General features: G+C 72.2%; 18 protein-coding genes and 1 riboswitch. Of the genes, 5 read left to right on the forward strand and 13 right to left on the reverse strand.

Translation table 11 applies throughout. The annotated features are described in order from the left end of the window. The first annotated feature begins 141 nt into the window (after nucleotides 1-141). Entirely contained in the window at nucleotides 142-525 is a 384-nt protein-coding gene (locus ACZ7G1_RS37145; protein WP_470881382.1) for a peptidoglycan-binding domain-containing protein, read from the forward strand. A gap of 57 nt (nucleotides 526-582) precedes the next feature. On the opposite strand, the gene ACZ7G1_RS37150 is transcribed toward ACZ7G1_RS37145, so the two are convergent. The 6 genes from ACZ7G1_RS37150 to ACZ7G1_RS37175 all read right to left on the reverse strand — a co-directional run bounded on the left by ACZ7G1_RS37150 (nucleotide 583) and on the right by ACZ7G1_RS37175 (nucleotide 7424). Next, on the reverse strand, nucleotides 583-987 hold the full coding sequence (locus ACZ7G1_RS37150; protein WP_470881384.1) for a peptidoglycan-binding domain-containing protein: 405 nt from the start codon (nucleotides 985-987) through the stop codon (nucleotides 583-585). 145 nt (nucleotides 988-1132) lie between these two features. After that, a complete protein-coding gene (locus tag ACZ7G1_RS37155; protein ID WP_470881386.1) occupies nucleotides 1133-1525 on the reverse strand; it encodes a peptidoglycan-binding domain-containing protein in 393 nt (130 codons plus the stop codon). Nucleotides 1526-1769: 244 nt separating this feature from the next. Next, nucleotides 1770-2420: a thymidine kinase gene (locus tag ACZ7G1_RS37160; protein WP_470881388.1), complete on the reverse strand. Its 651-nt coding sequence runs from the start codon at nucleotides 2418-2420 to the stop codon at nucleotides 1770-1772. 59 nt (nucleotides 2421-2479) lie between these two features. Further along, complete coding sequence (locus tag ACZ7G1_RS37165; protein ID WP_470881390.1) at nucleotides 2480-3685, reverse strand: alkaline phosphatase family protein; 1206 nt, start codon at nucleotides 3683-3685, stop codon at nucleotides 2480-2482. Beyond that, nucleotides 3685-4281, reverse strand: coding sequence for a DUF5998 family protein (locus ACZ7G1_RS37170; protein ID WP_470881391.1), 597 nt, complete (start codon nucleotides 4279-4281; stop codon nucleotides 3685-3687). Before ACZ7G1_RS37170 ends, ACZ7G1_RS37165 begins: the two co-directional genes overlap by 1 nt. A gap of 41 nt (nucleotides 4282-4322) precedes the next feature. Further along, entirely contained in the window at nucleotides 4323-7424 is a 3102-nt protein-coding gene (locus ACZ7G1_RS37175; protein ID WP_470881393.1) for a bifunctional acetate--CoA ligase family protein/GNAT family N-acetyltransferase, read from the reverse strand. A gap of 175 nt (nucleotides 7425-7599) precedes the next feature. Here ACZ7G1_RS37175 and ACZ7G1_RS37180 point away from each other — a divergent pair, with 175 nt between their 5' ends. Then, nucleotides 7600-7881 (forward strand): HPr family phosphocarrier protein, encoded by a 282-nt coding sequence (locus tag ACZ7G1_RS37180; protein WP_121828411.1) that lies wholly within the window; start codon nucleotides 7600-7602, stop codon nucleotides 7879-7881. Nucleotides 7882-8046: 165 nt separating this feature from the next. Here ACZ7G1_RS37180 and ACZ7G1_RS37185 read toward each other — a convergent pair whose 3' ends face one another. The 4 genes from ACZ7G1_RS37185 to ACZ7G1_RS37200 all read right to left on the reverse strand — a co-directional run bounded on the left by ACZ7G1_RS37185 (nucleotide 8047) and on the right by ACZ7G1_RS37200 (nucleotide 12826). Continuing rightward, nucleotides 8047-8730 carry a GntR family transcriptional regulator gene (locus tag ACZ7G1_RS37185; RefSeq protein ID WP_470881396.1) on the reverse strand — a complete coding sequence of 228 codons (684 nt, stop codon included), beginning with the start codon at nucleotides 8728-8730 and terminating at the stop codon, nucleotides 8047-8049. A gap of 205 nt (nucleotides 8731-8935) precedes the next feature. After that, entirely contained in the window at nucleotides 8936-9706 is a 771-nt protein-coding gene (locus tag ACZ7G1_RS37190) for a M23 family metallopeptidase (protein WP_470881397.1), read from the reverse strand. 12 nt (nucleotides 9707-9718) lie between these two features. Then, nucleotides 9719-9883, reverse strand: a riboswitch (cyclic di-AMP (ydaO/yuaA leader). 199 nt (nucleotides 9884-10082) lie between these two features. Continuing rightward, complete coding sequence (locus tag ACZ7G1_RS37195) at nucleotides 10083-11480, reverse strand: M16 family metallopeptidase (protein WP_470881399.1); 1398 nt, start codon at nucleotides 11478-11480, stop codon at nucleotides 10083-10085. Beyond that, nucleotides 11477-12826, reverse strand: coding sequence for a M16 family metallopeptidase (locus ACZ7G1_RS37200; RefSeq protein WP_470881421.1), 1350 nt, complete (start codon nucleotides 12824-12826; stop codon nucleotides 11477-11479). The genes ACZ7G1_RS37195 and ACZ7G1_RS37200 overlap by 4 nt, the downstream gene beginning before the upstream one ends. A gap of 187 nt (nucleotides 12827-13013) precedes the next feature. On the opposite strand from ACZ7G1_RS37200, the gene ACZ7G1_RS37205 reads away from it, so the two are divergent. Then, nucleotides 13014-15470, forward strand: a complete 2457-nt coding sequence (locus ACZ7G1_RS37205; protein WP_470881401.1) for a DNA gyrase/topoisomerase IV subunit A — start codon at nucleotides 13014-13016, stop codon at nucleotides 15468-15470. 67 nt (nucleotides 15471-15537) lie between these two features. Here ACZ7G1_RS37205 and ACZ7G1_RS37210 read toward each other — a convergent pair whose 3' ends face one another. After that, a complete protein-coding gene (locus ACZ7G1_RS37210) occupies nucleotides 15538-16587 on the reverse strand; it encodes a CobW family GTP-binding protein (protein ID WP_470881403.1) in 1050 nt (349 codons plus the stop codon). 191 nt (nucleotides 16588-16778) lie between these two features. Between ACZ7G1_RS37210 and ACZ7G1_RS37215 the strand changes: the two genes are divergently transcribed. Then, nucleotides 16779-18443: a sensor histidine kinase gene (locus ACZ7G1_RS37215; RefSeq protein ID WP_470881404.1), complete on the forward strand. Its 1665-nt coding sequence runs from the start codon at nucleotides 16779-16781 to the stop codon at nucleotides 18441-18443. Further along, nucleotides 18440-19129, forward strand: coding sequence for a DUF7342 family protein (locus ACZ7G1_RS37220; RefSeq protein WP_470881406.1), 690 nt, complete (start codon nucleotides 18440-18442; stop codon nucleotides 19127-19129). The genes ACZ7G1_RS37215 and ACZ7G1_RS37220 overlap by 4 nt, the downstream gene beginning before the upstream one ends. A 33-nt stretch (nucleotides 19130-19162) precedes the next feature. Here ACZ7G1_RS37220 and ACZ7G1_RS37225 read toward each other — a convergent pair whose 3' ends face one another. Both ACZ7G1_RS37225 and ACZ7G1_RS37230 read right to left on the reverse strand, forming a co-directional pair. Then, nucleotides 19163-20755 (reverse strand): solute symporter family protein, encoded by a 1593-nt coding sequence (locus tag ACZ7G1_RS37225; RefSeq protein WP_470881408.1) that lies wholly within the window; start codon nucleotides 20753-20755, stop codon nucleotides 19163-19165. Further along, nucleotides 20752-21237, reverse strand: coding sequence for a DUF485 domain-containing protein (locus tag ACZ7G1_RS37230; protein WP_470881410.1), 486 nt, complete (start codon nucleotides 21235-21237; stop codon nucleotides 20752-20754). Before ACZ7G1_RS37230 ends, ACZ7G1_RS37225 begins: the two co-directional genes overlap by 4 nt. Between the last annotated feature and the right edge of the window lie 46 nt (nucleotides 21238-21283).

A 21283-nucleotide genomic window follows, 5' to 3' on the forward strand; every position in this document is an offset into this window, starting at 1 on the left:
CAAGCAATTAAATAGATTCACAGCAGCGCCCTGGATTCCGCCCGATCACTCTGTAAGATAAATTTGATCAAGCGGGCGGGGGGCAACGCTTGAGATAATTCCCCCCCTGCTTCGACGTACCGCCACACAAGGGGGATCAGCATGCGCATGCCGCGCATTTCCACGGGAATTAAAAGTGGCCTGATCGCGGTTTCCGCGGTCGCCCTGACCTCGCTGGGCAGCACTCCGGCCAGCGCCGCCATCGGCGCACCCATGATCGGCTACGGCAATGCGGGCTTCGCGGTGAAGTGCGTTCAGGCCGGCATCAACGAGTGGCACAGGGGCAAGAACATGAGCCATCTCGATATTGCGGTCGACGGAATATTCGGGTCGGCCACACTGCGTGAAGTGAAGCATTTCCAGCAGTATTACAACTACGACGTCGACGGGGTTGTCGGGCCCAAGACCGGAAACGGCCTCTACTGGACGATGATCGACCACCTCCAGATCTCCGGCTGCTACAACGTGGTTCCCACCGTCGAGTAATGACGTGATCGGCCGGACAGGCAAAGGCCTGTCCGGCCGATCAAGGTCGGGCAGGCCTCAGCCCTCCGCGGCCGGAATGAGGTAGCCCCAGGTCTTCACGCCGACGATGCCGTCGGGGCCACCGGTCTGCGACGGATACGTCGACTGGAAGCGCAGCACGGCGGCTTCGGTCTTGGGGCCGAAGTCGCCGTCGATGAAGGTGGGGGCGTCCGAGGCGTTGACGAAGGCCGTGCGGACCAGCGCCCACTGGAGTGCCCTGACGCAGTCGCCCCTCGAACCCCGGGCGAGATCGACGGCCGGGACCTGCCAGCCGTTGGAGGCCCAGCGCGTGCCGACCTGGGTGTTGCAGGCCGCCAGATAGCCGGCCTCGGCCGAGGCCTGGGGCGCGGCGAGCCCCGCGGCCATGAGGAGCGTCGCGCCGAGGACGCCCATGCGTGTCGCCATGCGCCTGACAGGCTTCATGTCGAGATTCCTTCCCGGTGGGTGGTGAACGCCGCCGATGAGGCAAGCTCGGCCCCGTGCCCGACAGGCACGCGCGGCGGCGTGTGCGATGTCCTCCTGATCCTGACGGTCCGTCCCCTTCGCCGGGGAGACCGTCGGGCGGCTGTCAGCCCGTCAGGAGCTTCTCCCAGGTCCTCTGACCCACGATGCCGTCGGCGACGAGCCCGTGGTTGCTCTGGAACCTGCGGATGGCCGAGTCGGTGCGGGCGCCGAAGGCACCGTCGACGAAGTTGCCGCCACTCTGCTCCCACGCCGTCAGGCCGAAGCGCGAGACGAGCTCCTGAAGCCCGGCGACACACTCTCCGGAATCGCCCAGGGAGTAGTCGTACCGCGGAATGACGTACCCGTTCGGGGAGATACGCGTGCCGTACGTGTCCTTGCAGATCTTGTAGGAGGAGTCGTCCGCGTGGGCGGCCGGCGCGGAGACGAGCAGGGCGCCGGCCGAGACCGCCGCGAGCAGCAGAGCGGAGACACCCTTCGCGGGGCGGTGCATGCGCATGTCGGTGAACCTTTCGCTGGTGACAGCGCAACCCTGCCGCACGGCGCACGGCACTCTCCGCCGTCCCGCCGTCCCGGGACGCGGGAGACGGACCGTTCCCAGCTACGGCCGGGTCCGCACCGCTCGTCCCAGGGACGTCCCGCCGTGGGGACGGGGCGATCCGTGGCGCGTAGCCCCCACTTGGCGCCCGCCGCTCGTCACCCGCCGCTCACCGCACGGGAGCCGGGAGCCCGGAAGGCGTCGGTCAGCTCTGGTTGACCGGCAGGACGTCCGGGGACAGCGCGCCCGCGCGGGCGGCGGCCGAGGTCATGCGGCGCCGGTGGTGGCGGCGGCAGAGCACCTCGTAACCGACCTCTTCCGACGGCTGGTTCACATCGCCGACGACGACCTGCTCGCCCTCGACGACCATCTCGCCGCCCACCGTGCGGGCGTTGTGCGTGGCTCGCGCGCCGCACCAGCACAGCGCCTCGACCTGGAGCTGCTCGATCCGGTCCGCCAGCTCGATCAGCCGCTGCGAGCCGGGGAAGAGCTTGGTCCGGAAGTCCGTCGTGATGCCGAAGGCGAAGACGTCCATGCCGAGGTCGTCGACGATCCGGGCGAGCTGGTCGATCTGCTCGGGCGCGAGGAACTGCGCCTCGTCCACGATCACGTAGTCCGCCTTGCCGCCCTGCGAGAGCAGGCCCACCAGGTAGGCGTAGAGGTCCATGCCCTCCCCCGCCTCGACCGCCTCCGTCACCAGGCCGAGGCGCGAGGAGAGCTTGCCCTCGCCCGCCCTGTCGTCACGGGTGAAGATCACGCCCTGGAGCCCGCGGGCCGACCGGTTGTGCCCGATCTGGAGGGCCAGGGTGCTCTTCCCGCAATCCATCGTTCCGGAGAAGAAGACCAGCTCGGGCATGACGGGTCGGGGACCTTTCGGGGCGTGGGGAGAGGAGGGACGGGGTGGGGGCGGACGGGTCAGGAACGCACTTCGAGCAGCGGGACCAGCTGTTCCGCCGGGGTCATCGACCCGTGCATGCCGGCCATCGCGGACTCGTGGGGCTCGTTGACGGAAGCGGTGATCGCGACGTCGTCGTGGGCCGCGACGACGACATCGCCGATCCGGCCGTACACCCGCTCGTCGACCTCGTCGCCGAACCAGCCCAGGGAGATGGCCTCGTCACGGCTCGCCACCCAGAACTGCTCGCCCACGACCTCGCGCCAGCAGGTGAGGACGTCCGCCTCGGCACCCGGCACCGCGTAGACGTGCCGGGCACGCCCCTCGCCGCCGAGCAGGGCGACGCCGGCACGCAGCTCCCAGTCCTCGTCGAAGTCGATGCGGTGCTCTTCGTCGAACGGGATGTCGACCATGCCGTGATCGGCGGTGACGTACAGGGCCGAGCGCGGCGGCAGCTGCTCGGCGAGCCGCTGGACCAGCCGGTCCACGAACATCAGCTGGCCGCGCCAGGCGTCGGAGTCGATGCCGAAGCGGTGTCCGGCGCCGTCGAGTTCGCTGTAGTACGTGTAGACCAGCGAGCGGTCGCCCGCCGCGAGCTGCTCGGCGGCGAAGTCCATCCGCTCCTCGCCGGAGAGCCGCCCGTGAAACGTTCCGCCGCTGAGCGCGACCTTGGTGAGCGGGGTCTGCTCGAAGATCGGGGACGACACCTGCGCGGTGTGGACCCCGGCCTCGTGCGCCAGCCCGAAGACCGTGGGGTACGGCTGCCACACGTGCGGCGAGGTCCACGGCTTCCAGCGCAGCTGGTTCATCAGCTCGCCGGTCTCCGGGTTGCGCACCGTGTAACCGGGCAGGCCGTGGGTGCCGGGGTAGCGCCCGGTGCCGACGGAGGCCAGCGAGGTCGCCGTCGTGGCGGGGAAGCCCGCCGTGATCGGGCGGCCCGTGCCGCCGCGCGAGGAGCCGAGGAGCGAGGTCAGATAGGGAGCCTCGTCCGGGTGGGCCTTGATCTGCTCCCAGCCCAGCCCGTCGATCAGGAAGACGCAGTTCCGGTCGGCCGGGGCGAGCTCCGCGATCCGCGGGTCGAAGCCGGGCACGCCCTGCCCCGCCACCAGCGTCGGCAGCAGGTCGCCCAGCGAACCGGAGGTGTACTCGGGCACCGGCGCGCTCGCCGGCGCGAGCGGAACCGGGTCGTCGGGCCAGCCGTGGGTCATCGCGGCGGGCTGCGCCATCAGCGGGCGGGCGCGGCGGTCGCCGCGATGGCTTCGGAGAGCGCCTGCGCGAACGCGAGCGTCTGCCGGACGGTGTCCGGGCCGTCCCCGGCCTCGCTCACCCGCAGGCTGAGGTCGTCGGCGGTGGCGTTGCCCGTGTAGCCGTGGTCGGCGTCACAGTTGGAGTCGCCGCAGGCGGCGGGCTCCAGGTCGATGCGCGACACGGCGCCCCAGCCGATGGTGAGGACGACCTCGCGGGGCAGCGTGCCCGGCGTGTACGCCTCGGGGTTGGCCACCATGCGGCTCACGACGACCGAGGAGATCCGGTCCAGCTTCACGGACTCGGTCGAGGTCGTGGCGTACGGGGTCGGCGAGCTCGTGTCGGCGGCCTGCTCGTCGGTGTGGCTGACGATGAAGCGGTGCGGCGTCAGGACGAGGACCGTGACGTGACGCCGGACCTCGTTCGCGTCGAAGGTGGTCTCCTGGTGGACCACGTACGACCCGACGGCCTCACCGCCGACGGCGGCCTCCACCGCCTCGGCCACGAGGGCCGGGTAGTAGCCGCTGCGCTCGATCGCCGCGCGCAGCCCCTGGGTCGTCGTACCGCTCTTTGCCATGGACTCCATCCTACGGGGCCTCGGGCCCCCTCCGGCCCCCGTCAGTAGCTCGGCAGGCTGCGGGGGCCGAGGTCGGTACGGGGCGGGGGCGGGGCCAGCCGGACGGTGGCGCCGAGGACGGAGAGCCCGCGGGGTGCCACGACCACCGGCTCCAGCGACACGGCGACCACCTCGGGGTGGTCGTCGACGAGCCGCGAGACGCGGAGCAGCAGCTCCTCCAGGGCGGGGGTGTCGACGGGGGCGGAGCCGCGCCAGCCGAAGAGCAGCGGCGCGGTGCGCAGTGAGCGGACGAGTTCGGAGACGTCCCGGTCGGTGGCCGGCACCAGCCGGTGGGCCGTGTCGCCGAGCAGCTCGGAGGCCGCGCCGGAGAGGCCGAAGGAGAGGACGGCGCCGACGGCCGGGTCGATGGCGGAGCGGACGACGGTGTCGACGCCCCGGGGCACCATCGCCTGGACGACCGGAAGCAGCTCCTCCGGCTTGCCGAGCACCTCGGTCAGTTCGGCGTACGCCGTGCGGAGCTGCTCCTCGGTCGCCAGGTCGAGCCGGACGCCGCCGAGGTCGGGGCGGTGCCGGAGGTGCGGCGCGGTCGTCTTCAGGGCGACGGGGTAGCCGAGCCGGGCGGCGGCCGCGACGGCGGCGTCGGGGGTGGGCGCGGGCAGGGTCGGCAGTACGGCGATCCCGTACCGGGCCAGCAGTTCACCGGCCTCGTCGGTGCCGAGGGTCACACCCCTGGCCTCCGCGTCCTCGCCCTCCCGTGCGCCGAGCGCGCGCTCGATGAGCGCCGCCGCCCCGGCCTCGTCGATGTCCTCGTACTCGGGCACCCGCCCCGGCTCCGCCGCCTGCCGCCGCCACTGCCCGTACCGCACGGCCTCCGCCAACGCCCGCACGGCCCGCTCGGCGGCGGGGTAGGCGGGGATGGTGGCGGGGGACGGGGTCGGGGTGGGGACCGGGGCCGGGTCCGGGTCCGGGGCCGGGGCCGGGGCCGGGTTCGGGTTCGGGTGCGGGTTCGGGTTCGGGTGCGTAGTGGGTGCCTGTGATTGTGCCTCTGCCGTGCCCGGGGCCGTCGGCGCGGAGGTGCCCGGGGCCGTAGGCGCGGGCATGCCCGGGGTCGGCGGCGCGGACGTGCCCGGAGCCGGCGGCGTGGACGTGCCCGAGGTCGTCGGGGCGCCCGGGGTCGTCGGCGCGGTCTCGTCGGTGCGGCGGGGGGCCGGGCGGCCCGGTGCGGTCGGGCGGGTGCTGGTGGCGACGGCGAGGGCCTCGGCGAGGCCGCCCATCTCGACGTGGACGACGACGACGGGCTTGGTGGGCGCGGGGGCGGAGGCGACGGCCTCGCGGAGGGCGGCCGCGAGGACCTCGCCGTCGCCGAACTCGGTGGCGCCGTTCTCCCCGACCCAGGGGATCGCGGTGACGACGACCGCGTCGGAGGTCTCGTCCGCGAGCGCCGCCGCCAGCGCGTCCCGGAAGTCGGCCGGTTCCGCCTCCGTCGTGAGGTCGAGCGGGCGCAGCGGGCGCAGCCCCTCCGTCAGGCAGGCGTCGTACGTGAGGAGGCCGAGCGACTCGGAGTTGCCGAGGATCGCGACGCGGGGTCCGGCGGGCAGCGGCTGGGCGGCGAGGAGCAGTCCGGCGTCGACGAGTTCGGTGATGGTGTCGACGCGGATCACCCCGGCCTGCCGGAGCAGCGCGGAGACCGTGGCGTGCGGGATGCGGGTGACGGGCACCCGGTGGCCGGGCGGGGCGCTGCCGCTATGCCGGGCGCCCTTGACGACGACGACCGGTTTGACGGCGGCGGTGCGGCGGGCGAGCCGGGTGAACTTGCGGGGGTTGCCGATCGACTCCAGGTAGAGGAGGACGACGTCGGTGCCGGGGTCGTCGTACCAGTGCTGGAGGAAGTCGTTGCCGGAGACGTCGGCGCGGTTGCCGGCCGAGATGAAGGAGGAGAGGCCCGCGCCGTGCCGGTGGAGGCCGGCGAGCAGGGCGATCCCGATGGCGCCGGACTGGGCGAAGAGCCCGATGCGGCCGGCGCCGGGCATCTGCGGGGCGAGCGATGCGTTGAGCCGCACGTCGCCGGCGGTGTTGATGATCCCGAAGGCGTTGGGTCCGATGATCCGCATGCCGTACGAGCGGGCCTGCCGTACGAGTTCCCGCTGCCGGTCGCGGCCGGCGGGCCCGCTCTCGGCGTATCCGGCGGAGAGCACGACGAGGCCGCGGACGCCGTGTTCGCCGCAGTCCGCGACGACCTCCGGCACCCGCTCGGCGGGGACGGCGACGATCGCCAGGTCGACCGGCTCCCCGATGGCGCCGACCGAGGAGTGGGCGGGGACGCCGTCGAGCTGCCCGGTCTCGTCGGTGAGGGCCGCGTTCACCGCGTACACCCGCCCGGTGAAGCCGGCCCCGATCAGGTTGCGCAGGACGGTGCGGCCGACGCCGCCCGGTGTGCGTCCGGCGCCGATGACGGCGACGGAGCGGGGGGTGAGGAGCCGCTGCACGGAGCGCGCCTCGGCTCGCTGTTCCCGGGCGCGCTGGACGGCGAGGGAGCGGTCGGTGGGTTCGAGGTCGAGGTGAAGCCGTACGGAGCCGTCCTCGAAGCTGCGCTTCTGGGTGTAGCCGGCGTCCGTGAAGACCTTGATCATCTTGTTGTTGGCGGGGAGCACCTCGGCGGCGAAGCGCCGGATGTCCCGCTCGCGCGCCACGGCCGCGATGTGTTCGAGGAGGGCGGAGGCGACGCCTCTCCCCTGGTGGGCGTCCTGGACGAGGAAGGCGACCTCGGCCTCGTCGGCCGGCGCGGAGGCGGGCATGCCCTGGGCGTTGATGCGGTCGTAGCGCACGGTGGCGATGAACTCGCCGCCCACCGTCGCCGCGAGTCCGACCCGGTCCACGAAGTCGTGGTGGGTAAAGCGGTGGACGTCCTTGGCGGAGAGGCGCGGGTAGGGCGCGAAGAAGCGGTAGTACTTCGACTCATCCGAGACCTGCTCGTAGAAGCTGACCAGACGGTCGGCGTCGTCGGCGGTGATGGGCCTGATGCGCGCGGTGCCGCCGTCGCGGAGGACCACGTCCGCTTCCCAGTGGTCGGGGTAGGGGTGCTCCTGCGGGGCCGGCGGGGCCGGTCGTCCCCCCGCTTCCGACTGCTCCGACGCGCTCTGCATGGGGTCAGCCTACGGCCGCGACACGACCCTGGCACCGCTCGCGCGGCGGGTGCGCGCCGTGCAAGGTAGGGAGGGCCGAAAGGCGGTCCGATCCGGGCCGAAGGTCGGCGCGAGCACCACGCAGCACATGAGAGACTGGTCTAGACAACCCGCTTGAGACTTGAAGGGCAACACCATGGCTGAGCGCCGCGTCAACGTCGGCTGGGCCGAGGGCCTGCACGCCCGCCCCGCGTCCATCTTCGTCCGTGCCGCCACGGCTTCCGGCGTGCCGGTGACGATCGCCAAGTCCGACGGCACCCCCGTGAACGCCGCGTCCATGCTCGCGGTGCTCGGCCTGGGCGCCCAGGGCGGCGAGGAGATCGTCCTCGCTTCGGACGCCGACGGCGCCGAGGCCGCGCTCGACCGTCTCGCGAAGCTGGTCGCCGAGGGCCTGGACGAGCTCCCCGAGACCGTCTGATCCGGTCCCCCTCGCACGACTTATGGCCGTGGCCGCCGGAATTCCGGTGACCACGGCCATTCGTATGCGGGCGGTCGATCACGGGGCCCGATTCATCGAAATCAAGCTTTTAGGGCAGCACGAATATCGCGACTGAATGCCTGTCCTTTTTATACGGCGGCCACGTTAATTCCGGGCACTCGCCGTGTTGACTGCATGTTGCGAAACCCTCACACGGCCCCGCTCCGGCTTTTTGAGCCGGTGCAGCGACAATGAGCGTTCCGCGTGCAGGACCGTCAGCGCCCTGGCCCGTTCGGCGTCGCCGCGCGCCACCGCGTCCACGATGGCGCCGTGCTCGGCCCAGGCCTCCACCGGCTGGGCGGGCTGGTCCACGGCGTACATCCAGGCGATCTTGTGCCGCAGCTGGGTGAGCAGCGCCGTCAGCGGCGGGCTGCCCGAGGCCTGCGCGAGCGTCTCGTGGAACCAGCCGCCGAGCGAGCGCAGATCCTCGCCCTGGCCGCGCCTGGCCCGCTCCTGCCCCAGCCTGACCAGGCCGCGCAGCACCTTGAGGTGGGCGTCGGTGCGCCGCTGCGCGGCCCGCGCGGCGCCCAGGGGTTCCAGCAGCGACCGCATGTCGAGGAGGTCGGCGGCCTCCTGCTCGGTGGGCTCGGCGACGTGCGCGCCCGCGTGCCGGCGGGTGACGACGAAGCCCTCGGACTCCAGGGTGCGCAGGGCTTCGCGGACCGGGACGCGGGAGACCCCGTACCGGCGTGCGAGCTGTTCCTCGGTCAGCCGGCCGCCCCGCTCGTAGACGCCGTTGACGATGTCGTCCCGGATCGCCGTGCATACCGAATGCGCGGGAATGCGCATGTCCGACCTCCGCCTTGGTCCGCGCGAGACAATTCGAGCGGCGCCTGTTCTGCGCCTGATCATCGACTCTATTGCAGCACGCCGGGATTTCCGATGCCCCGGGGGAATCCATGGCGGTATTCGACCGTGTGACGGCCGACGAAAAGCCCCGGCTCAGTACGAGCCGGGGCTTTTGCGACGCGGTGCGGAACCGGGCCGGACGGGGTCAGAGGTTGACGCCGCGGGCGCGGAGGTAGGCGATCGGGTTGATGTCGGAGCCGTACTCGGCGGTCGTGCGCGCCTCGAAGTGGAGGTGCGGACCGGTGGAGTTGCCGGTCGAGCCGGAGATGCCGATCTGCTGGCCGGGCTCGACGGTCTGGCCGACGTGGACGCCGATGGAGGAGAGGTGCCCGTACTGGGTGTACGTGCCGTCGTTCATCCGGATCACGATGTTGTTGCCGTACGCGCCGCCCCAGCCGGCCTCGACGACGGTGCCGGAGCCGACGGAGACGACCCGGCTGCCGTAGGCGGCGTGGAAGTCGACGCCGGAGTGGCTGCCGGAGGACCAGAGCGAGCCGCCGGTCTTGTAGCCGGTGGAGACGTACGAGCCGGCGACGGGGAGCTGGAAGGAAGCCAGACGGCGACGCTCGGCCTCGCGGGCGGCGCGCTCGCGCTCCTGGCGGATCTCCTTGGCGCGGGCCTCGGCCTTGCGCTTCGCCTCGGCCTTGGCCTTCGCGAGGGCGACGGCCTCGACGGCCTCCTGCTCCTGGGCGGCGGCCTGGGCGTTGATCCGGTCCACGAGGGAGGTCTCGGTGATCACCTGGGTGAGGCCGGTGTCCTCGGCGGAGCGGTTGTCCGTGTCGGCGGCGAGCGCCGGGGAGGCGAGGGTTCCGATGACCCCGGTGGTGGCGAGGGTCGCGACGCCGGCGATGCCCACGCTGCGGCGCGCCATCCGGCTCGGACCACGATGCTTCCCGGTGGCACGGGTGAACGCCATGTAGTGGCTGATCCTTTCCTTCCTTCTCGCCTACCGGGTTAGCTGACGGGTTCGGAGCAGGAAGGTCTCCTACGGACCCCTCCGTGCGGCACGAAGGCGTCCGATTCACCCCAGGGACTGATGTGGGTCCCCGGCTCCCCAGGCTCGCGCCTGACGGGGACTCGGCGATGACTGTCCGATGCCGCGGATGCGGCGGGTGCAACTGGCGAACAGCCGCACCGACGCTATGCGGATCGTCTTTCAATCACCAACCAGACACGCTTTTTGTAAGACATGCCACAGGGCAAATGATCATTCTTCTCATCAATACGGACATACGGGAGGACCCCGGCGAATCTGCTGCCGGGGCCCTCCCGTTGTCACGCCGGAGCCGGAATCAGCCCGTCACGACGGTCACTTCACCGATGCCGAGCGCCCGCACCGGCTCCGCGATCTGCGCCGCGTCGCCGACGAGCACGGTCACCAGCCGGTCCACCGGGAAGGCGCTGACCACGGCGGCGGTCGCCTCGACGGTGCCGGTCTCGGCCAGGCGCGCGTACAACTGGGCCTGGAAATCGTCCGGGAGGTGCTGCTCGACCTGGTCGGCGAGCGTCCCGGCGACGGAGGCCGCCGTCTCGTACTTGAGCGGTGCCACCCCCACCAGGTTCTGCACGGCCGTCTCGCGCTCCGCGTCCGTGAGGCCTTCGGCGGCGAGGGTGCGCAGCACCTTCCACAGGTCGTCGAGTGCCGGACCGGTGTTGGGTGTGTCGATGGAGCCGCTGATGGCCAGCATCGAGGCGCCGTTCCCCTCGGCGTCCGAGCGGAGCACCTGACCGAAGGCCCGCACGCCGTACGTGTAGCCCTTCTCCTCGCGCAGGACCCGGTCCAGACGCGAGGTCAGGGTGCCGCCCAGGCAGTACGTGCCGAGGACCTGGGCCGGCCAGACGCGGTCGTGCCGGTCCGGGCCGACCCGGCCGATGAGCAGCTGGGTCTGGACGGCGCCCGGGCGGTCCACGATGACGACCCGTCCGGTGTCGTCGGCGGTGATCGGCGGCATCGGGAGCGGCTCGGCCGGCTCGCCCGTCCAGGCGCCCAGCGTCTCCGCCAGGACCTTGTCGAGGTCCACGCCGGTCAGGTCGCCGACCACCACGGCCGTGGCCGTGGCCGGCCGGACGTGCGCCTCGTAGAAGGCGCGGACGGCCGCGGCGTCGATCGCCGCGACGGTCTCCTCGGTGCCCTGGCGCGGCCGGGACATCCGGGACTCGGCGGGGAACAGCTCCTTGGAGAGCTGCTTCGCGGCGCGGCGGCCCGGGTTGGCCGTCTCGTGCGGGATCTCGTCGAGCCGGTTGCGCACCAGGCGCTCGACCTCGGTCTCCAGGAACGCCGGAGCGATCAGGGCCTCGGAGAGCAGCCCGAGCGCCTTCGGCAGCCGGGAGACGGGGACCTCGAGGGAGACCCGCACGCCCGGGTGGTCGGCGTGCGCGTCGAGCGTGGCACCGCAGCGCTCGAGCTCGGCCGCGAACTCCTCGGCGCTGCGCCGGTCCGTACCCTCCGAGAGCGCGCGGGCCATGATGGTGGCGACGCCGTCGAGACCGGCGGGCTCCGCGTCCAGCGGGGCGGGCAGGAAGATCTCCACGGCCACCACCTGCTGACCGGGGCGGTGACTGGTCAGCAGCGTCAGGCCGTTGTCCAGCTTCCCGCGGTCCGGGGCCGGGAAGGCCCAGGGCCTGGCGACGCCCGGCGCCGGCTGCGGGTGGAAGTCCATGCTCGTCAAAGACACGGCAGCGTCGGTCACTGGTCCGCTCCCTCTTCCTCGTCATCGCCGTCGTCTTCGCCCTGCTCGGCCGCCAGCGGCTCGTAGACCAGCACCGCGCGGTTGTCGGGGCGCAGCTTGGCCTTCGCGACCGCCTGCACCTCCTCGGCGGTGACGTCCAGGACCCGGTCGACGGCGGTGAGGGCGAGCTGCGGGTCGCCGAACAGCACGGCGAACCGGCACAGTTCGTCGGCGCGGCCCGCGACGGTGCCGAGCCGGTCGAGCCACTCGCGCTCCAACTGGGCCTGCGCGCGCTCCATCTCCTCGGGCGTGGGGCCCTCGGCGGCGAAGCGGGCGAGCTCCTCGTCGACGGCGGCCTCGATCTCGGGGACCTCGACGCCACCGGAGGTCTTCACGTCCAGCCAGCCCAGCGAGGGCGCGCCGGCGAGCCGCAGCAGGCCGAAGCCGGCGGCGACGGCCGTGCGGTCGCGGCGGACCAGCCGGTTGTGCAGCCGGGAGGACTCGCCGCCACCGAGCACCGTCAGGGCCAGGTCGGCGGCGTCGCACTCGCGCGTGCCGTCGTGCGGCAGCCGGTAGGCGGCCATCAGCGCGCGGGCCGGGACCTCCTCCTCGACGACCTCGCGCAGCTGCTCCCCGATGACCTCGGGCAGCGAGCCGTCACGCGGCGGCCGCTTGCCGTCGTGCTGCGGGATGGAACCGAAGTACTTCTCGATCCACGCCAGGGTCTGCGCCGGGTCGATGTCGCCGACGACCGACAGCACCGCGTTGTTCGGCGCGTAGTACGTGCGGAAGAAGTTCCGCGCGTCCTCCAGCGTCGCCGCGTCCAGGTCGGCCATCGAACCGATCGGCGTGTGGTGGTAGGGGTGGCCCTCCGGGTACGCGAGGGCGGTGAGCTTCTCGAAGGCGGTGCCGTACGGCACGTTGTCGTAGCGCTGGCGGCGCTCGTTCTTGACGACGTCCCGCTGGTTCTCCATGGACTCGTCGTCCAGGGCCGCGAGCAGCGAGCCCATGCGGTCGGCCTCCAGCCAGAGCGCGAGCTCCAGCTGGTGCGTGGGCATGGTCTCGAAGTAGTTGGTGCGCTCGAAGCTCGTCGTGCCGTTGAGCGAGCCGCCGGCGCCCTGCACCAGCTCGAAGTGGCCGTTCCCGTGGACCTGCTTCGAGCCCTGGAACATCAGGTGCTCGAAGAGGTGGGCGAGGCCCGTGCGCCCCTCGACCTCGTGGCGCGAACCGACGTCGTACCAGAGGCAGACCGCGGCGACCGGGGTCAGGTGGTCCTCCGAGAGCACCACGCGCAGGCCGTTCGCCAACCGGTGCTCGGTCGCTGTCAGGCCGCCGGAGCCGGCCTCGGCCGTGGCCGTGTGACCCATGGGCATGTACGTCCCTTCGATCGCGATGTGAAAAAGTCCTGCCACTGTATGCAAGCGCGCCGACACCTCGCGAAGTTCCCGCCGGGTCCCGATGTCCCTCTTCCGGGTCGAGGTCGGCGTTGTCGGTGGCACGGTCCACAATGGTCCGCGTCAGATCAACCTTGTTGGTGAAGGAGCCGCAGCCGCGATGGCCCGCCGCAGCACGAAGACACCGCCGCCGGACGACGCGTTCGAGGAGCGAATCCTCGACATCGACGTCGTCGACGAGATGCAGGGCTCCTTCCTCGAGTACGCGTACTCGGTGATCTACTCGCGCGCGCTCCCCGACGCCCGCGACGGCATGAAGCCCGTCCAGCGCCGCATCGTCTACCAGATGGGCGAGATGGGCCTCCGCCCCGACCGGGGGTTCGTCAAGTGCGCCCGCGTCGTCGGCGAGGTGATGGGCAAGCTGCACCCGCACGGCGACGCGTCGATCTACGACGCCATGGTCCGCATGGCACAGCCCTTCTCCATGCGGCTGCCCCTCGTCGACGGCCACGGCAACTTCGGCTCCCTGGGCAACGACGACCCGCCGGCCGCCATGCGGTACACCGAGTCGCGGATGGCCCCGGCCGCCCTGCTCATGACCGAGTCCATCGACGAGGACACGGTCGACTTCTCGCCCAACTACGACGGCCAGGAGCAGGAGCCGGTCGCGCTCCCCGCCGCGTACCCGAACCTGCTGGTGAACGGCGCCTCGGGCATCGCGGTCGGCATGGCGACCAACATGCCGCCGCACAACCTCGGCGAGGTGATCGCGGCCGCCCGGCACCTGATCCGGCACCCGAGCGCCGACCTCGAGACGCTCATGCGGTTCGTCCCCGGCCCCGACCTGCCCACCGGCGGCCGGATCGTCGGCCTCTCCGGCATCAAGGACGCCTACGAGTCGGGCCGCGGCTCCTTCAAGATCCGCGCCACCGCCACCGTGGAGACGGTGACCGCCCGCCGCAAGGGCATCATCGTCACCGAGCTGCCGTTCACGGTCGGCCCCGAGAAGGTCATCTCCAAGATCAAGGACCTGGTCGGCTCCAAGAAGCTCCAGGGCATCGCCGACGTCAAGGACCTCACCGACCGCAGCCACGGCCTGCGGCTCGTCATCGAGATCAAGAACGGCTTCGTGCCCGAGGCGGTCCTCGAACAGCTCTACAAGCTGACGCCGATGGAGGAGTCCTTCGGCATCAACAACGTGGCGCTGGTCGACGGACAGCCCCTCACCCTCGGCCTCAAGGAGCTCCTCGAGGTCTACCTCGACCACCGCTTCGAGGTCGTCCGCCGCCGCTCCGAGTTCCGCCGCACCAAGAAGCGCGACCGGCTCCACCTCGTCCTCGGCCTGCTCATCGCCCTGCTCGACATCGACGAGGTCATCCGCCTCATCCGCGAGAGCGAGAACTCCGCACAGGCCAAGGAGCGCCTGATGGAGCGCTTCTCGCTGAGCGAGGTCCAGACGCAGTACATCCTGGACACCCCGCTGCGCCGCCTCACCAAGTTCGACCGCCTGGAGCTGGAGACCGAGCGCGACCGGCTCAACGGCGAGATCGACGAACTGACCGGCATCCTCGAATCGGACGCGGAGCTGCGCAAGCTCGTCTCCGCGGAGCTGGCCGCCGTCGCCAAGAAGTTCGCCACCGACCGGCGGACCGTCCTGCTCGAATCCGCCGGCGCGCCCGTCGCCGCCGTCTCCCTCGAGGTCGCCGACGACCCCTGCCGGGTCCTGCTCTCATCCACCGGCCTCCTCGCCCGTACGGCGACGGCCGAGCTGCCCCCGGTCGACCCGGAGGCCGCGCGCGTCAAGCACGACGTCGTCGTCTCCGCAGTGGCCGCCACCCAGCGCGGTGACGTCGGAGCGGTGACCTCGGCCGGCCGGCTGCTCCGCGTCGCGGTGATCGACCTGCCGCAGCTCCCCGACACGGCGAGCGCCCCGAACCTGGCGGGCGGCGCGCCGCTCTCCGAGTTCCTCACCCTGGAGGCCGACGAGACGGTGGTCTGCCTGACCACCCTCGACGAGTCCTCGCCGGGCCTCGCCCTCGGCACGGTCCAGGGCGTGGTGAAGCGCGTGGTCCCGGACTACCCGGCGAACAAGGACGAGCTGGAGGTCATCACCCTCAAGGACGGTGACCGGATCGTCGGCGCGACCGAACTGCGCACCGGCGAGGAGGACCTGGTCTTCATCACCTCCGACGCCCAGCTGCTCCGCTACCAGGCCTCGCAGGTAAGGCCCCAGGGCCGCCCGGCGGGCGGCATGGCGGGCATCAAGCTGACCCCGGGCGCCGAGGTGCTCTCGTTCACGGCGGTCGATCCGGCGGCGGAGGCCGTCGTCTTCACCGTCGCGGGCTCCACGGGCACCCTCGACTCGGCGGGTACGTCGGCGAAGCTGACCCCCTTCGACCAGTACCCCCGCAAGGGCCGCGCCACCGGCGGCGTCCGCTGCCAGCGCTTCCTCAAGGGCGAGGACATCCTGACCTTCGCCTGGGCCGGCGCCACCCCGGCCCGCGCCGCGCAGAAGAACGGCGCCCCGGTGCCGCTGCCGGAGCCCGACCCCCGCCGCGACGGCTCCGGCACCCCGCTGCCCCAGCCAGTCGACGTGGTGGCCGGCCCGGCGAGCTGACCGGACGGGATCTTCCTGAGGAGCCGGACGGGGCCAGGGGGTGTCTTGCTGATTGGCAAGACACCCCCTACGCCTCGTCCGGCTCCTCCTCCGTCTGCGGGACGTACCGCAGGACGCCCCACATGGCGTGTTCGTCGGGGGCGTCCTGCGGGCCGTTCAGCTCGCAGGAGGCGAGTTCCTTGCGCAGGCCCGCGGCGTCGATGCCGGAGCCGATCAGGACGAGCTGGGTGAGCCGCTCCTCGCCCTCGGGCCACGGCTCGGGGTAGAAGCGCAGGAAGCGGCCGACCGCGTGCACCGTGTAGCGGTTGACCGGGTCGGCGGCGCCGAAGTCGACGAAGCCCTTGATCCGGTAGAGACCCTCGGGCCGGGCGTCCAGGAACGCCATGAGCCGGCGCGGGTCAAGCGGGGTCGCTGCCGCGAGCGAGACGGTCTCGTACGCGGCGTGCGGGTGGGCGTGCGGGTCGTCCTCGCCGTACAGGATGTCCTCGATGGACATCTGCCCCTCGATCTCCCCCTCGGGGACCACCCGGTCGAAGAGCAGCTCCGGGTCGACCCGCCCGTGCCGGGCGTCGACCACCACGGCCTTGCCCGCGAGGCCGCGCACCGTGTCGTGGACGGACCGCAGCTCCTCCTCGGTGACCCGGTCGGCCTTGTTCACCACGACGAGGTCGGCGATCGGCAGGTGCCGGTCGGTCTCGGGGTGCCGCTCCCGGGTGGCGGAGAACTCGGCCGCGTCGACGACCTGGACGAGCCCGCCGTAGACGATCCGCTCGTTCTCGCTGGCGAGCACCATCCGGACCAGTTCCTGCGGCTCCGCGAGGCCGCTCGCCTCGATGACGATCACGTCGAGCCGCGACGAGGGCCGGGCCAGGACCTCCAGGTACTCGTCGAGCTCGCTCGCGTCCACGGCGCAGCAGAGGCACCCGTTGCCCAGCGAGACGGTGGAGCCGACCTGCCCGGCGACGGTCATCGCGTCGATGCCGATGTCCCCGAAGTCGTTGACCATGACGCCGATACGGGTGCCCCGGGCGCTGCGCAGCACATGGTTCAGGAGCGTGGTCTTCCCGGCCCCGAGAAACCCGGCGAGTACGACGACGGGGATCTGCTGCGTGGTCAAGGGACGTGCCTCCGGTCTTTCTCCGTACCCCACGGCCGTGGGAAAACCCCAGGATAGGCAGCACGGGCCCGCGGGCCACGGCGCCGGCATCCGATCCCGGCCTCCCGTTTCCGGCCGCGGGGCGTGCCCGGCCCCGCGTCGCCCTTGCCGCCATTTCCGGTCGCGGGGCGTGTCGCCGTACCGTTTCCGCCATGAGCCCCGCACAGACCAGCCCCGCGCGCCCACCGGCGCGCCGCCGGCGGTTCGGCTGGCCGCAGCGGGTGTTCTCGCAGGTCCTGCTGATGCAGCTGGCCATCGCGACCGGTGTGACGATCCTCGCCACGGGGCTCTTCCTGGCTCCGCTCAGCGCGCAGCTGGACGACCAGGCCATGCGACAGGCCCTGGCCATCGCCGACACCACCGCGTCGCCGCGGCTCGCCGCCGACCTCACCGGAACGCGGCCGTCCGCGCGGGGCCCGGTGCAGACGGAGGCCGAGCGGATCCGCGCCGCGACCGGCGCCGAGTACGTCGTGGTCATGGACACCCGCGGCATCCGCTGGTCGCACACCGACCCCGCCCAGATCGGCAGGCTCGTCTCCACCGACCCGAGCAGCGTCCTCGCCGGGCACGAGGTGATGGAGATCGACAACGGCACCCTCGGCCGCTCGGCGCGCGGCAAGGTGCCGCTGCGGAACGCGGACGGCCGGATCGTCGGCGCCGTGTCCGTGGGCATCGAGTACGACAGCGTCCGGGACCGGCTCCTCGCGGCCATTCCCGGCCTCCTCGCCTACGCGGGCGGCGCCCTGGCCGCCGGGGCGCTCGCCGCCTACCTGATCTCCCGGCGCCTCCAGCGGCAGACCCACGACCTGGCCTTCTCCGACATCTCCGCGCTGCTCGCCGAACGCGAGGCCATGCTGCACGGCATCCGCGAAGGCGTCGTCGCCCTGGACCGCAACGGCTCCGTACGCCTGATGAACGACGAGGCGCAGCGGCTCCTCGGCCTCGGCCCCGACGCGGCGGGCCGGCCGCTCGACGAGGTCCTCGGCACCGGCCGTACGGCGGACGTCCTCGCGGGCCGGGTCACCGGCGACGACCTGGTCACCGTCCGGGGACACCGGGTGCTGATCGCCAACCGGATGCCCACGGACGACGGCGGCGCCGTGGCGACCCTGCGCGACCGCACCGAACTGGAGCACCTCGGCCGCGAGCTGGACTCGACGCGCGGCCTGATCGACGCCCTGCGCGCCCAGGACCACGAGCACGCCAACCGGCTGCACACCCTCCTGGGCCTCCTGGAGCTGGAGATGCACGACGAGGCGGTCGAGTTCGTCACCGAGGTCGTCGGCGTCCACCGGGCCACCGCCGAGCAGGTCACGGAGAAGATCCACGACCCGCTCCTCGCCGCGCTCCTCGTCGGCAAGGCCACCGTCGCCGCCGAACGCGGTGTCTCCCTGCGCCTCGCCCCCGACTCGCTGCTGCCCGACCGTCTCGTCGACCCCCGCGAGCTGGTCACCGTCGTCGGCAACCTCGTCGACAACGCCCTGGACGCCGTCGCGGGCACCCCCGGCGCCCGGGTCGGGCTCTCCTTCCACGCCGAGGGCCGTACGGTCGTGCTGCGGGTCTCGGACAGCGGCCCCGGGGTCCCCGAGGAGCGCCGCGAGCTGATCTTCACGGAGGGCTGGACGACGAAGGCCCTCCCCTCGCACGGCAAGCGGGGTCTGGGGCTCGCCCTCGTCCGCCGCCTCGCCGAGCGCCGTGGCGGCACCGCGCGGGTCGCCGCGGGCCCCGACGGAGGCGCCGAGTTCACCGTCGTCCTGCCGGACGCGCTCACCGTGCCCGTACCGTTCGCGCCGGAGAGCGCCGAGGAGGCGCGATGATCGACGTGCTCGTGGTGGACGACGACGTACGGGTCGCCCGGATCAACGCCGCCTACGTCGCCAAGACGGCCGGTTTCCGTGTGGTCGCCACCGCCCACTCGACCGCGGAGGCGCTCGCCGCCCTGGACGAGCAGCCGGTGGACCTGATCCTCCTGGACCACTACCTGCCCGACGAGAACGGTCTCGCGGCCGTACGGGAGCTCCGCGCGCGCGGCCACCAGTGCGACGTGATCATGGTGACGGCCGCCCGGGACGTGGCGACCGTCCAGGCGGCGATGCGCCACGGCGCCCTCCAGTACCTGGTGAAGCCGTTCAACTTCGCGGGACTGCGCGCCAAGCTGGAGGCGTACGCCGCCCTCCGCCGCACCCTGGAGAGCGGGGGCGAGGCCGAACAGGCCGAGGTCGACCGGATCTTCGGCGTCCTGGCCGCCGGCTCCGTCGCCCCGGACCTCCCCAAGGGCCACTCCCCCACCACGGCCGAACTGGTCCGCCAGGTCCTGCTGGCCGCCACCGGACCTCTCTCCGCCCAGGAGATCGCCGAACGCGCCGGAGTCAGCCGCCAGACCGCCCAGCGCTACCTCAAACTCCTCGAACGCACCGGCCGCGTACGCCTCTCCCTCCGTTACGGCGAAACCGGCCGCCCCGAACACCGCTACGCCTGGACGGCCTCCCCGCCCACCGGCTGAGAAGCGCGGGGCCGAGGCCCATGCGGGGGCCTGTCAGACGGCGCCCGCGCCGGTCAGCGCGCGGACCTCGGTCTCGGCGTGGCGCGCCTCGTCCGGTGGCTCGGCCGAGGTGACCGTGCCGATCCAGCCGGCGAGGAAGCCGAGCGGGATGGAGACGACGCCCGGGTTCTGCAGCGGGAAGAGCTGGAAGTCGACGCCGGGGAAGAGCGACTCCGGGCTGCCGGAGACGACCGGCGAGACCAGGACGAGCAGCACCGCCGGGATCAGCCCTCCGTACACGGACCAGACCGCGCCCCGGGTGGTGAACTTCCGCCAGAACAGCGAGTACAGCAGCACCGGCAGATTGGCGGAGGCCGCGACCGCGAAGGCCAGTCCGACGAGGAAGGCCACGTTGAGATCGCGGGCGAGCAGCCCGAGTCCGATGGCGGCGGCGCCGATCACCGCGGCGGCCACCCGGGCCACCGCGACCTCGCTGTACTGCTTCGCGTGCCGCCTCCGCAGGGAGCTGTAGAGGTCGTGGGCGACGGAGGCCGAGGAGGCGAGCGTGATGCCGGCGACGACGGCGAGGATGGTCGCGAAGGCCACGGCCGCGACGATCGCGAAGAGCACCGTGCCGCCGGTGGAACCCGCCCCGCCGCCGAGATCGAGGGCGAGCAGCGGCACGGCGGTGTTCCCCGAGGCGTTCGAGGCGCGGACCGCGTCCGGGCCGATCAACGCGGCCGCTCCGAAGCCCAGCACGATGGTCATCAGATAGAAGCCGCCGATGAGCCCGATGGACCAGACGACCGAGCGACGGGCGGCCCGGGCGGTCGGCACGGTGTAGAAGCGGGACAGGATGTGCGGCAGCCCCGCGGTGCCCAGGACGAGCGCGATGCCGAGGCTGATGAAGTCGAGCCGGGACGTCCAGTCCCCGCCGTAGCGGAGCCCGGGAGCGAGGAAGTCCAGGCCGTGCCCGCTGCGTGCGGCCGCCGTGGACAGCAGGCTGTTCACATCGCCGTGGAACCGGAGCAGGACCAGGACGGTCAGCACGATCGTGCCCGCCATGAGCAGGACCGCCTTGACGATCTGGATCCAGGTGGTGGCCCGCATGCCGCCGAGCGACACGTAGATCACCATCAGCGCCCCCACCCCGATCACCGTCCACGACCGGGCCGCCTCGCTGGTGCCGCCGAGCAGCAGGGCGACCAGGCTCCCGGCGCCCACCATCTGGGCGACGAGGTACAGCACCGAGACCGCCACCGAGGACGTACCGGCGGCGACGCGCACCGGCCGCTCGGCCATCCGCGCGGCGACGACGTCGGCGAGCGTGAACCGGCCGCAGTTCCGCACCAGTTCCGCCACCAGCAGCAGCACGACCAGCCAGGCGACGAGGAACCCGACGGAGTACAGCATGCCGTCGTAGCCGTAGAGCGCGATCAGCCCGGAGATGCCGAGGAACGAGGCCGCCGACATGTAGTCGCCGGCGATCGCGAACCCGTTCTCCAGCGGGGAGAACAGCCGGCCCCCGGCATAGAACTCCTCTGCCGAACCGTGCCGGTTGCGGCTCACCCAGGTGGTGATCCCCAGGGTGACCGCGATGAACACACTGAACAGCACGAGCGCCAGCGTCTGATGTCCTCCGCTCACCGCTGCACCGCCCCTCGCGTCATCTCCTGCGTGTCCCAGCGCAGTTCCAGCGCCGCCCGATCCCTGCGCAGCCGCGCGTGCCGCGCGTAGGCCCAGGTCAGCACGAAGGTGGTGAGGAACTGCCCGAGCCCGGCGACCATCGCCACGTTCACCGCCCCGGCCACCGGCCGGGCCATGAGACCGGGCGCCGCGGTCGCCGCCACGACATAGGCGAGGTACCAGAGGAGGAAGGCGAGCGCGGCGGGGAAGACGAACCGGCGGTATCGGCGGCGCACTTCCTGGAACGCGGGGCTCCGCTGGACCTCCAGATAGATCTCCGCCGCGCTGTGGACCCGCTGCCCCGGAACCCCGTCGGGCCGGCCGTCACCTTGCGCCTCACCCCCCGACCGCTCACCCCACTCGGAGCCCGTCGCCTCATACCAGGGGTCGTCGACCTGCATCGCCGAAGCGCCGCGCCCCTCCTGCTCGTCCACCTGCTCCACCCGTCAACTCTCCTTGTCAGCGAACCGTTTCGGCCGCGTGCCCAAG

It is taken from the genome of Streptomyces sp. NPDC037273 (assembly GCF_055603625.1).

Excerpts from the sequence above, each read along its gene's own strand:
- ACZ7G1_RS37145 (WP_470881382.1), top strand. The coding sequence starts at position 142 with ATGCGCATGCCGCGCATTTCCACGGGAATTAAAAGTGGCCTGATCGCG.
- ACZ7G1_RS37150 (WP_470881384.1), bottom strand. The coding sequence starts at position 987 with ATGAAGCCTGTCAGGCGCATGGCGACACGCATGGGCGTCCTCGGCGCG.
- ACZ7G1_RS37155 (WP_470881386.1), bottom strand. The coding sequence starts at position 1,525 with ATGCGCATGCACCGCCCCGCGAAGGGTGTCTCCGCTCTGCTGCTCGCG.
- ACZ7G1_RS37160 (WP_470881388.1), bottom strand. The coding sequence starts at position 2,420 with ATGCCCGAGCTGGTCTTCTTCTCCGGAACGATGGATTGCGGGAAGAGC.
- ACZ7G1_RS37165 (WP_470881390.1), bottom strand. The coding sequence starts at position 3,685 with ATGGCGCAGCCCGCCGCGATGACCCACGGCTGGCCCGACGACCCGGTT.
- ACZ7G1_RS37170 (WP_470881391.1), bottom strand. The coding sequence starts at position 4,281 with ATGGCAAAGAGCGGTACGACGACCCAGGGGCTGCGCGCGGCGATCGAG.
- ACZ7G1_RS37175 (WP_470881393.1), bottom strand. The coding sequence starts at position 7,424 with ATGCAGAGCGCGTCGGAGCAGTCGGAAGCGGGGGGACGACCGGCCCCG.
- ACZ7G1_RS37180 (WP_121828411.1), top strand. The coding sequence starts at position 7,600 with ATGGCTGAGCGCCGCGTCAACGTCGGCTGGGCCGAGGGCCTGCACGCC.
- ACZ7G1_RS37185 (WP_470881396.1), bottom strand. The coding sequence starts at position 8,730 with ATGCGCATTCCCGCGCATTCGGTATGCACGGCGATCCGGGACGACATC.
- ACZ7G1_RS37190 (WP_470881397.1), bottom strand. The coding sequence starts at position 9,706 with ATGGCGTTCACCCGTGCCACCGGGAAGCATCGTGGTCCGAGCCGGATG.
- ACZ7G1_RS37200 (WP_470881421.1), bottom strand. The coding sequence starts at position 12,826 with ATGGGTCACACGGCCACGGCCGAGGCCGGCTCCGGCGGCCTGACAGCG.
- ACZ7G1_RS37205 (WP_470881401.1), top strand. The coding sequence starts at position 13,014 with ATGGCCCGCCGCAGCACGAAGACACCGCCGCCGGACGACGCGTTCGAG.
- ACZ7G1_RS37215 (WP_470881404.1), top strand. The coding sequence starts at position 16,779 with ATGAGCCCCGCACAGACCAGCCCCGCGCGCCCACCGGCGCGCCGCCGG.
- ACZ7G1_RS37220 (WP_470881406.1), top strand. The coding sequence starts at position 18,440 with ATGATCGACGTGCTCGTGGTGGACGACGACGTACGGGTCGCCCGGATC.